The following is a 2,344-nucleotide window of genomic DNA, read 5'->3' on the forward strand; positions in this document are numbered from 1 at the left end:
GTCTGCGAGGAGACTTGTCCATCCTCTTTATAGACAAACGCCCTAAGCCAAATCGACCTAGGGCGGTAAAAATATCAAAGACCCGATACCCTGTTAATCACAAGGCAGCCCCGCTTAAGTGAACTACGTTGCATAGGTCGGGAGCCTTGCCTGGCCTAGGGCCGCTGAGTAGACTGATATATCTTCCATTGCTCTGGAGCACAGATGACCGACAGCTATGCCGTCTTTGGCAATCCCATTCATCACAGTAAATCACCGGCTATCCATGCAGCCTTTGCCGCTCAGACCGGGCAAGCCCTAAGCTATCAAGCGATTCTGGCACCAATCGATGACTTCAGCGGCAGTGTCATGGCTTTTTTTGCTGCCGGGGGGAAGGGCGCTAATGTCACTGTGCCTTTCAAGGAACAAGCCTTTCAACTCTGTGATGAGTTGAGCCAGGAAGCCGAAACCGCCGCCGCAGTGAACACCCTGATTAAACTGGATGATGGCAGAATTCGGGGCGATAATACCGATGGCTACGGCTTGGTGGCCGATCTCAGTCGTTACCTGACGCTGCAAGATAAAAAGGTCTTGCTGCTCGGCGCTGGTGGGGCTGCCAGAGGTTGTCTGCTTTCTCTGTTGGCGGCCGGTGTCGGCCATATTGATATCTATAATAGAACATACAGTAAGGCCGAGGTGCTGGCGGCTATTGCGCCACAGCAATTGCAGGCGTTGAGGCGAAATGAACTCTATGAGGGTTATGATCTCATTATCAATTCCACCTCAGCCAGTTTGCATGGTGAGCTACCGGATATTCCCGTAACCGTGGTTGCCAATCATAGCTATTGCTACGACATGATGTATTCGGCACAAACAACTACGTTCAATCGCTGGGCTGCCGAGCAAGGGGCGGCAAAAACACTGGATGGCTTAGGAATGTTGGTGGGGCAGGCGGCTAGAAGTTTCTATTTATGGCGAGGTGTCATGCCCAAAGTTGAGCCTGTACTCGAGAGTCTGCGGCAAGAATTAAAAGGAGAGGCCTCATGAATCAGGGGATCATCTTCAGCGACTTGTGTCAGTGGCAAGCCGAATCAAACAGGCTCAAGTTTATGGCCCAGCAGCAAGGGGTCAATATTCCTTGCTATGTTGGCTTACAACGTATGCAGCAACTAAGTGGCAAGGTTTTTCTCGAAGAGCAAGAGATCCTGAGCCTGTTTGAACAGTGGCGCTTCGACTTCGAAGATGAAGCCGAGGCGCTGATTGAGCAGGAATGCTTCAATGACTCAGGTGAGATAGAGTTACCTGAGTCAGTATAACTTTCTTAGTCAGTACTACTTTGCTCGGCCAGGTACTCATCTTTAAGGCGGACATAGTTGTCTGCCGATTGTGGCAGAAATTGGCGTTCGGCTTCGGTCAAGGGGCGAGCCTGCTTGGCCGGGCTGCCTATATAGAGAAAGCCACTCTTTAGCACCTTGCCGGGAGGCACCAAGGAACCAGCACCTAAAATCACATCGTCTTCGATGATGACGCCATCCAAAATAATGGCTCCCATGCCAACCAATACACGATTACCTACCTTGCAACCATGAAGCATGGCTTTGTGGCCTATGGTGACATCATCGCCGATGAGCAATGGGTGTCCCTCTGGGTTGGCCGGCGACTTACGGGTAACATGCAAGACAGTGCCATCCTGAACACTACTGCGTTTGCCGATGCGAATATGATTGACGTCACCCCGGGCAGCCACCATGGGCCAAACGCTGGCGTCCTGATCCAAAAAGATGTCACCTACCAGAACCGCAGCTTCATCAACATAGACGCCTTCGGCCAACTTTGGCTTGGTACCTTGGTAAGATCTGAGAGAATTGGCCATAAAAAGTCCTTATATGATTGGTTTTCGCCATTATAAAGATTAAAAAGTGGCAGGTCAGGACAAATTCTCAGCAAGTAAGTCAAAAACAGCAGTTTTCTTTTAAAAAGCTCTTGCACAAAAGTTCAGGCTCCCTATAATGCGCTCCCACTGACACGGCACAGCGACAACGCGAAAGACGTGACAGGGTCGAAGAAAAGAGTCTCTCGAGTCCTTTCAACGACAGGCAAAAAAAGATGGTAAATACCTCTTGACGCCGCAGCAGGAAAGCGTAGAATACGCAGCCCTGACCCGATGGCCACAGCGCCTAGGGGATTGCTCTTTAACAAGATAAACAAGCAAATCTGTGTGGACACTCACAGGCATTGAGAAATCGACAAAACGATTTAACTCGATGAAGAGTGTTCATACGTCGGAGGCCAAGCGGTCTTAGGAAGACAATTCGTATCCGCAACTCCTTGGCTCACAGAACGACATGGCTACGATCCGACTTCT

Annotated in this window: 3 protein-coding genes; 2 read left to right on the forward strand and 1 reads right to left on the reverse strand. The window is 50.3% G+C overall.

All coding sequences use genetic code 11. The features are described 5' to 3' along the window. The first annotated feature begins 204 nt into the window (after nt 1-204). Both aroE and CX651_RS19620 read left to right on the forward strand, forming a co-directional pair. Nucleotides 205-1,026 (forward strand): shikimate dehydrogenase, encoded by an 822-nt coding sequence (gene aroE, locus CX651_RS19615; RefSeq protein WP_101057787.1) that lies wholly within the window; start codon nt 205-207, stop codon nt 1,024-1,026. Next, nucleotides 1,023-1,295 carry a DUF1488 family protein gene (locus CX651_RS19620; protein WP_062793974.1) on the forward strand — a complete coding sequence of 91 codons (273 nt, stop codon included), beginning with the start codon at nt 1,023-1,025 and terminating at the stop codon, nt 1,293-1,295. The genes aroE and CX651_RS19620 overlap by 4 nt, the downstream gene beginning before the upstream one ends. A 5-nt stretch (nt 1,296-1,300) precedes the next feature. Here the strand turns inward: CX651_RS19620 and CX651_RS19625 are convergent, their stop codons facing one another. Beyond that, on the reverse strand, nt 1,301-1,852 hold the full coding sequence (locus CX651_RS19625) for a gamma carbonic anhydrase family protein (protein WP_025011812.1): 552 nt from the start codon (nt 1,850-1,852) through the stop codon (nt 1,301-1,303). Between the last annotated feature and the right edge of the window lie 492 nt (nt 1,853-2,344).

It is taken from the genome of Shewanella chilikensis (genome assembly GCF_002836945.1).
Classification (GTDB): Bacteria; Pseudomonadota; Gammaproteobacteria; order Enterobacterales; family Shewanellaceae; genus Shewanella; species Shewanella chilikensis.